This is a genomic window from Halomonas garicola, assembly GCF_031935715.1.
In the GTDB taxonomy this organism is placed as follows: Bacteria; Pseudomonadota; Gammaproteobacteria; order Pseudomonadales; family Halomonadaceae; genus Vreelandella; species Vreelandella garicola.
Map to the genome: position 1 here is coordinate 1 of NZ_JASSZF010000056.1, position 7,691 is coordinate 7,691.

The 7,691-nt window shown below is 64.1% G+C and carries 7 protein-coding genes; 5 read left to right on the plus strand and 2 right to left on the minus strand.

The features are described 5' to 3' along the window. Positions 1 to 283 precede the first annotated feature (283 nt). Entirely contained in the window at positions 284 to 601 is a 318-nt protein-coding gene (locus tag RS027_RS13250; RefSeq protein WP_311957693.1) for a GIY-YIG nuclease family protein, read from the minus strand. Between the two features lie 321 nt (positions 602 to 922). Here RS027_RS13250 and RS027_RS13255 point away from each other — a divergent pair, with 321 nt between their 5' ends. The 3 genes from RS027_RS13255 to RS027_RS13265 all read left to right on the plus strand — a co-directional run bounded on the left by RS027_RS13255 (position 923) and on the right by RS027_RS13265 (position 4,813). Further along, a complete protein-coding gene (locus RS027_RS13255) occupies positions 923 to 2,251 on the plus strand; it encodes an O-antigen ligase family protein (protein WP_311957694.1) in 1,329 nt (442 codons plus the stop codon). A 2-nt stretch (positions 2,252 to 2,253) separates the two neighbouring features. Next, positions 2,254 to 3,270 carry a UDP-glucose 4-epimerase GalE gene (gene galE / locus RS027_RS13260; protein ID WP_311957695.1) on the plus strand — a complete coding sequence of 339 codons (1,017 nt, stop codon included), beginning with the start codon at positions 2,254 to 2,256 and terminating at the stop codon, positions 3,268 to 3,270. A gap of 376 nt (positions 3,271 to 3,646) precedes the next feature. Then, positions 3,647 to 4,813, plus strand: a complete 1,167-nt coding sequence (locus tag RS027_RS13265; protein ID WP_311957697.1) for a nucleotide sugar dehydrogenase — start codon at positions 3,647 to 3,649, stop codon at positions 4,811 to 4,813. A gap of 109 nt (positions 4,814 to 4,922) precedes the next feature. On the opposite strand, the gene RS027_RS13270 is transcribed toward RS027_RS13265, so the two are convergent. After that, a complete protein-coding gene (locus RS027_RS13270) occupies positions 4,923 to 5,339 on the minus strand; it encodes a VOC family protein (RefSeq protein WP_311957698.1) in 417 nt (138 codons plus the stop codon). Between the two features lie 124 nt (positions 5,340 to 5,463). On the opposite strand from RS027_RS13270, the gene RS027_RS13275 reads away from it, so the two are divergent. Further along, positions 5,464 to 5,772, plus strand: coding sequence for a putative quinol monooxygenase (locus RS027_RS13275; RefSeq protein ID WP_311957700.1), 309 nt, complete (start codon positions 5,464 to 5,466; stop codon positions 5,770 to 5,772). A 200-nt stretch (positions 5,773 to 5,972) separates the two neighbouring features. Then, positions 5,973 to 7,574 (plus strand): sulfatase-like hydrolase/transferase, encoded by a 1,602-nt coding sequence (locus RS027_RS13280; protein WP_311957701.1) that lies wholly within the window; start codon positions 5,973 to 5,975, stop codon positions 7,572 to 7,574. Positions 7,575 to 7,691 lie beyond the last annotated feature (117 nt).

A 7,691-nucleotide genomic window follows, 5' to 3' on the forward strand; every position in this document is an offset into this window, starting at 1 on the left:
TCGTCATCAACCCGACGCCGTGCCTTGGCCTGCTTGGACAACCCTCCGAGCACGACTTCGCGAGGAAGTCAGGGAGCAGAGCCTATGCGGCGAGTAGCAACATATTCGTGGGGATTCGTCAGGGCAAAACCCGAGATTGCTTCACTACGTTCGCAATGACGTAGTGGGGGTAGTGCTCGCTATGACGTAGTGGGGGTGGTGCTTCGCTCGCTATGACGGGCGCGTCATCGCGAGGAGCGCAGCGACGTGGCGATCTCTTGAGTGCGGTGGCATTGTAACGGCTTCACCACGGCATCAGGTCTTCCCAGCTGGGGTTCTCTGCTTCAATCAACGCGATCTTTTTCTTTCGTGAGCCTTTTTTAAGCTGCTTTTCGCGTTGAATGGCGTCTTGGGGGTGGTCATATAGCTCGCACCAGACGAGTTTGTGGCAGCGATACTGGCTGGTAAACCCCGGTGCCAGATTGTTTCTGTGTTCATAGAGGCGGCGCACCAGGTCATTGGTAACCCCTGTATACAAGACGCGGTTGTGCCGGTTGGTGAGCATGTAGACGTAATACGTTTTTTCCGGCATGGCGAGGGTTGCCTTGGTGGGATTATTCATCAAGCGTAGCCGTGCCTGCTGGTCTTCGCCTTGACGTAGACGGTGTGGGGGCTGTCAGCAAACCCCGAGATAGCCACGCTTCGCTCGCTATGACGCAGGAAGTGCGGTGGCGCCTTTCCCGGCTACCGTCGTCGCGAGGAGCGTAGCGACGTGGCGATCTCTTGAGCCAATATCGGGCAAAACCCGAGATTGCTTCACTGCGTTCGCAATGACGTAGTGGGGGTAGTGCTGCGCTCGCTATGACGGGCGTGTCGTCGCGAGGAGCGTAGCGACGTGGCGATCTCGTACTTGATGGCGTGGAGGGCGCTTTGCCGGGAGGAAGTGACTATTAACAACATGCAGCTCGGGCGCCTGTTAACGCGTTTGAACGGTGTCTGGGTGTTTGCCTTTGTGGCGCTGCTGATTGTGGTGCCTTTAAGCTATGCCATGGTGCCGCTGCTGGCGGGAGTGACGCTGCTGGCGGGGCTGGCGCTCACTCCGCCGCAGCGCCTTTGGCGCCGGCTCGACCGCGACGATGCCCTGCTGGGGGCCGCGCTGCTGGCCTATGGCGGGCTCTGGCTTGGCGACGTGTGGCGTACGGGAATCTGGCCGGTGGGCGAAGGCAATCAGGGCGTGCTGCTGCCGCTATGGCCACTGCTGGCCGCGGCGCTGCTGGTGTGGCTGCGCCGCTTTCCGCCGCCGACGCAAACGCTATGGTGGGCGGCAAGCTGCGGCGCGCTGGGCGCGGGCGCCATCGCGCTTTACGAACGGCTGGTGCTGGGCCAGGCGCGCGCCGCCAACGGTATGAACGCTATTCCCTTCGGCAACCTTGCGCTGCTGCTGGGGGCGCTCTCGTTGATGGGCGCGCTGTGGTGTTTGGGCCGCGGTCTCTCTGGCCGGCGCGGCCTGCTGGCGCTGAGCCTGCTGGGCGCGGCAGCAGGCCTGACCGGCTCGCTGCTGTCGGGTACCCGCGGCGGCTGGATCGCCGCGCCGCTGTTGTTGCTGTTGGTGTATCGGGCAGCACGCGGCCTGGTACCTACCGGCCTTCGCCGCGGTATTACCGCGGGGATCGTCGCCATACTGCTGGGCGTGGTGCTGCTGCCGCAGAGCGGGGTGGTGGCGCGAGTGGATCAGGCGGTCAGCAACCTTCAGCAGTATTGGCAGGGTGAGTCACGCGGGACCTCGGTGGGCCTGCGGCTGGAGATGTGGCGCGCCGGGGCCACACTCTTCCCCGAGCGGCCGCTGACCGGCTGGGGGGAAGGCCACCTGGAAGCGGCCCGCGACCGGCTTGTGGCAAAGGGCGAGTTCCCGCCCGGCATCAGCCGCTACGACCAGCTGCACAGCGACATGATCGACACCGCGGCGCGCCGCGGGCTGCTTGGCCTGGGTACCTTGCTAGTGCTCTACGGCGTGCCGCTGTGGCTGTTCTGGCGGCGTGCGAAGGGCTCGCACCGCGACCCGGCTCTGAGCGCGCTGGCGACCGCCGGCATGATGGTTCCCATCGCCTTTATCGACTTCGGCCTGACCCAGTCGATGCTGCGCGACGTGCGCGGGCTCAGCGGTTATCTTGGCCTGTGTGTGATTTGCTGGGCGGCCTTGCGACGGGCAGCAGAACAGCGGGCAGGCGGCCGCCAGACTCAGGTTCACGACGAATCCAACCCAGGGAGTTAACCATGGCAATACTGGTCACCGGCGGCGCGGGCTATATCGGCTCGCATATGGTGCTGACGCTACTTAAGGCGGGGCACGACGTCGTCGTGCTCGATAACCTGGCCAACGCCAGCCGGGAGGCGCTGCGCCGGGTGGCCGAACTGGCCGGCAAGGCGCCCACCTTCATTGAAGGCGATATCCGCGATCGTGACGCTCTGGATGCGCTGTTTGCCGACCACGCGATCAGCGACGTGCTGCACTTTGCCGGGCTGAAGGCGGTGGGCGAGAGCGTGGCCGAGCCGCTGCGCTATTACGAAACCAACGTCGCCGGCACGCTGACGCTGTGCCAGGCCATGGCGGCAGCCGGGGTTTATCGGCTGGTATTCAGCTCCTCGGCCACGGTGTACGGCGACGGCCACCCGATGCCGATTCACGAGGGCTTGCCTACGGGGAAGCCCACCAACCCCTACGGCACCTCCAAGCTGATGGTGGAGAACGTGCTGCAGGACCTCGCCCGCGCCGACGAGCGCTGGTCGATTGCGCTTTTACGCTACTTCAACCCGGTGGGCGCCCACGAAAGCGGGCGCATCGGCGAAGACCCCAACGGCAAGCCCAACAATCTGGTGCCGTTTATCGCCCAGGTGGCCGTCGGCCGGCGGGAGGCGCTGTCGGTCTTTGGCAACGACTACCCCACCGCCGACGGTACCGGCGTGCGCGACTATATCCACGTCATGGATCTGGTCGAGGGCCACCTGGCCTCCATGCAGGTGCTGGCCGCGCGCCGAGGGGTTGGCATTTGGAATCTGGGCACCGGGCGCGGCTATTCGGTGCTGGAGATGGTTCGTGCTTTTGAGCGCGCCTCGGGCCGCCCTGTGCCGTACAGAGTGGAGCCCCGCCGGGAAGGCGATATCGCCGAGTGCTGGGCGAACCCGGCGCTGGCCCGCGAGGAACTCGGCTGGCACGCCGAACGCGGGCTCGAGGACATGCTTGCGGATACCTGGCGCTGGCAGCAGGCCAACCCCCAGGGCTACGCCCGCTGACGGAGCGCGCGGCTCGCTATCGCCGTCGTGAGGATGGTGTACGCTTCCCGCTATCGTCGTCGCGAGGAGCGTAGCGACGTGGCGATCTCTTGGGCCGATATCGGGCAAAACCCGAGATGGCCACGCTTCGCTCGCCATGACTGGTAGTAGATATGGCGCTCACCGCCCGCTACCGTCGTCGCGAGGAGCGTAGCGACGTGGCGATCTCTTGGGCCGATATCGGGCAAAACCCGAGATGGCCACGCTTCGCTCGCCATGACGTAGTGGGGGTAGTGCTGCGCTCGCCGTGACGTAGCGGGTATCGCGCTGCGCTCGCCATGACATATCGGGCATGCACGCTGCTCTTTTAAGCACAACCAATGAAAAGGACTCCCCCATGAACATCGCTGTTGCCGGTACCGGCTACGTCGGCCTTTCCAACGCCATGCTGCTGGCCCAGCATAATGACGTGGTCGCCGTGGATATCGTGGCGGAAAAAGTCGGCCTGTTGAATAACGGCATCTCGCCCATCGAGGACGCCGAGATCAGCGACTTTCTCGCCAACCGCTCGCTGAGCTTTCGCGCTACGCTGGACGCCGAAGCAGCCTACCGCGAGGCCGATATCGTGCTGATCGCCACGCCCACGGACTACGACCCGAAGACCAACACCTTTGATACCTCAAGCGTGGAAGCGGTGATCCAGACCGTCATGGCGGTCAACCCCGGGGCGCTGATGGTGATCAAGTCCACCGTGCCGGTCGGCTACACCCGGGGGGCCAGCGAACGCTTTGGTACGGAAAACCTGCTGTTTTCCCCGGAGTTTTTGCGCGAAGGGCGGGCGCTGTACGATAACCTGCACCCCTCGCGGATTGTTGTCGGCGAGCGCTCCGAGCGCGCCGAGCGGTTTGCCGGCCTGCTGAAGCAGGGGGCGGAAAAACAGGACATCCCCTGGCTGTTGACCAACAGCACCGAGGCCGAGGCGATCAAGCTGTTTGCCAATACCTACCTCGCCATGCGCGTGGCGTATTTCAACGAGCTGGACACCTACGCCGAGACCCACGGGCTGGACAGCCGCCAGATCATTGAGGGGGTGGGGCTCGACCCGCGCATCGGGGATCATTACAACAACCCCAGCTTTGGCTACGGCGGCTACTGCCTGCCCAAGGATACCAAGCAGCTGCTGGCCAACTATCAGAACGTGCCCAGCAACATCATTCAGGCGATCGTCGATGCCAACCGCACCCGCAAGGACTTTGTCGCCGGACAGATTATCAACCACCGGCCGGGAGTGGTGGGGGTTTATCGCCTGATCATGAAGGCCGGCTCGGACAACTTCCGCGCCAGCGCCATGCAGGGGGTGATGAAGCGCATCAAGGCCAAGGGGGTTGAGGTGATCGTGTATGAACCGGTGCTGGAAGAGGACACCTTCTACGGCTCGAGGGTGATGCGCGACCTGGACGCCTTCAAGGCCAAAGCCGATGTGATCCTCAGCAACCGTATGGTCAGCGAGCTCGCTGACGTCAAGGATAAAGTCTATACGCGCGATCTTTTCGGCAGTGACTGAGTAGCTCTTTGGTGGCTACATCATCGCTGACTGAAGTCAGCTCCCACAACACCCTGCTGCCACCAGGGCCTTGTGCCACCGCCCCGGCGGCAGGGCAGCAGGCGGCACTTTACCCCTTGGCTTCGCTGAAGGTCTGGCCGGAGACGCTGGGGTGGTAGAGCGGCTGGACGCTGTTGCCGTCGGGGTCGAGGCAGTAGAAGCTGTAGCCGCCGTCGCCGTGGTCGTGTGGCGGGCGCGAGACCTTGATGCCCTGGGCGACCAGGTAGTCGTACCACTTGTCGACATCTTCCTTGTTATCGACCACAAAGCCGAAGTGGTCGAGGCGCTGGGGGTCGCCGCCGGTGTCTTCCTTGGCCCGGGCGAGCGAGAAGTTGTCGTTGCCAAGCGTCAGGTAGACGAGGTTTTCGTGGGCGCGGCGCAGAAGCGACATGCCCAGGATTTCGGTGTAGAAACGCTCGCAGGCTTCCAGGTCCTGTACCTGCAGGGCGATATGGCGCATGCCGTTAAAGGCGGGTGGGCGTTGCATAAAAGCTCCGTGAGTTGAAACAAGGATGGGTTGTGGTGGAAAATCGCCGCCACCGGGCGGACTATGGAAATATTTTCCATTACGTTATTGTCCGCCAGTATAGCCGTCAACCCAGGGAGATGCCATGTACTGCATTATTGTTCAGACCCAGCTCAAGCCCGGCAAGCGCGAGGAGTTTCTGCGCGCCATGCTGCCCAACGCCGAAGCCTCGGTGCGCGAGGAGCCGGGCTGCTACGTCTTCGACGTGCTCGAGGACCAGAACAGTCCCGACCTTTTCCACCTCTACGAAATCTACGAAAGCAAGGAGGCGCTTGCCGAGCACAAGACCACCGAGCACTACAAGGAAAGCCGCGCGGTGGTCAACGAGCTGATCGCCGAGCAGAGCGTGATCAAGGCCGACGTTCTGGCGGCCAATCACGCGTCCAAGCGCTGAGCTGCCGCGGCGGCAGCGCGTTTTCCCGGCGGTACAGGGGTAACGGCACGGCCTTCGGGTCGTGCCGTTTTTGTATCTCGTGATAAGCTTTTGTTCATTGCCGCGGGCGCTCTCCGCCCGACGGAGCAGCGTTGACCCCCAATGGCTGACGCGGCCTCGCCTGGCGGGCTGCAACGCCTTACCATCAGGAAAACTGCCCCATGCTTGCCCGTTTAAAGCTCGCCGCCTGGCTCCCCGCAACGGCGCTTGGCCTCGGCCTTGGCTATACGCTGATCACTCTGACGCGCCTGCCCTGGTGGACGCTGCCCTGCGTGGCCGTGCTGGCCGGCGCCCTGGGCCTGCAGCTGCGGGTGGGCAGCAACGTTGGCGGCTACCGCCGGGCCTGGCCGTGGTCGCTGGTGCCGCTGTGCCTCTGGGGCCTTTACGTTTACCTTGCCGACAGCTTCGGCAACGTCGACCTGGGCGCGGTGTTTTTCCACCTTCAGGCGGGGATTACCGACCACGGCGGCACCGAGCGCCTGATCGCCGCCGGGGTTTATACGCTGTGCATGATCGGGCTTTTATGCGCCTTTACCTGGCTGGTGCGCCGGGACGCCCGGCTGCGGCGCATCGAGCCTTTGATTGCGCTGGCGCTGCTGGTGGGCAACCCGCTGCTGCTGGGGCTCGGGGAGCGCAGCGCCGCGGTGGTCACCGACGACGGCGGCTGGCTCGACCGCCACTACCAGCACCCCGCCATCGACAGGCAGGACGACCCGCCCAACCTGGTGATCCTCTACCTGGAAAGCCTGGAGCGCACCTACGGCGACGCCACCTTCGGCGACACCTACGACGACCTGCGCGAGCTTGGCGAAGACGCCGTGGTGTTTGAAGGCGTCGAGCAGATCAACAACACCGGCTGGACCATGGCCGGCATGATCGGCAGCCAGTGCGGCACTCCCTTGATGCCCGCGGGGCTGGTTCACGACCGCCAGTTCGAGCCGCTGGCCGAAGTGGTACCCGGGGTGAAGTGCCTGGGCGACCTGCTCGACGAGCAGGGCTACCGGCTCAGCTACCTGGGCGGGGCGAGCAAATCCTTTGCCGGCAAGGGGCGCTTTTACGAAGGCCACGGCTTCGACAACGTCATGGGCCTCGACGAACTCAAGGACGGGCTTGACGACCCCGACTACGTCAACGACTGGGGGCTCTACGACGACACCCTTTACGACCTCACCGTCGACGAAATCAAGCGCCTGGACGCCGAAAGCGACGGCCCCTGGGGGGTGGTCAACATCAGTTTGTCCGCCCATGCGCCCGCCGGCTTCCCGGCCCAGAGCTGCCGCGAGCGCCAGGGCGAATGGGACGATCAGGACATTCTCTACTCGGTGAAGTGTTCGGCCTGGCTGGCCCGCCGGCTGGTCGAGCGGCTGGAGGACGAAGGCCTGCTGGACGATACCCTGGTGGTGGTGGCAAGCGACCACCTGTCCATGCGCGTCTCGGTCTGGGACGAGCTTGTCGGCCTGCCCCGGGAAAACACCTTTATGCTGCTGGGCAACGGCCTGGAACCCCGGCGAATTTCCCGGCGCGCCTCGATCGTCGATCTGTTTCCCACCATCCTCGACGCCATGGGCTACCCGGCCGCAGAGCACCGGGCCGGGCTCGGCGCGTCGCTGTTGAAGCCGGACTCCCACACCCTGCTTGAGCGCTACGGCAAGGACAAGATCAACGCCCGGCTGCTGGAAGAAAACGAGCTGCAGCATCGCCTTTGGGAAGGCCTTGCGCCCCAGCGGCGCGAGGACCAGGAGCCGCCCCAGGACAATTATTAGGGTCTGTTGACGTTTCATGGCAGGGGTATTGGCAGGATAGGGGCAAGCTCACAGAATAAAGGTTCCTAAGCCAACAAACTGCAAGCCTGCCATGCCCCGACAAATGCTCACGGATGA

Coding starts and splice junctions, on each gene's coding strand:
- RS027_RS13250 (WP_311957693.1), bottom strand. CDS start 601: ATGAATAATCCCACCAAGGCAACCCTCGCCATGCCGGAAAAAACGTAT.
- galE (WP_311957695.1), top strand. CDS start 2,254: ATGGCAATACTGGTCACCGGCGGCGCGGGCTATATCGGCTCGCATATG.
- RS027_RS13265 (WP_311957697.1), top strand. CDS start 3,647: ATGAACATCGCTGTTGCCGGTACCGGCTACGTCGGCCTTTCCAACGCC.
- RS027_RS13270 (WP_311957698.1), bottom strand. CDS start 5,339: ATGCAACGCCCACCCGCCTTTAACGGCATGCGCCATATCGCCCTGCAG.
- RS027_RS13275 (WP_311957700.1), top strand. CDS start 5,464: ATGTACTGCATTATTGTTCAGACCCAGCTCAAGCCCGGCAAGCGCGAG.
- RS027_RS13280 (WP_311957701.1), top strand. CDS start 5,973: ATGCTTGCCCGTTTAAAGCTCGCCGCCTGGCTCCCCGCAACGGCGCTT.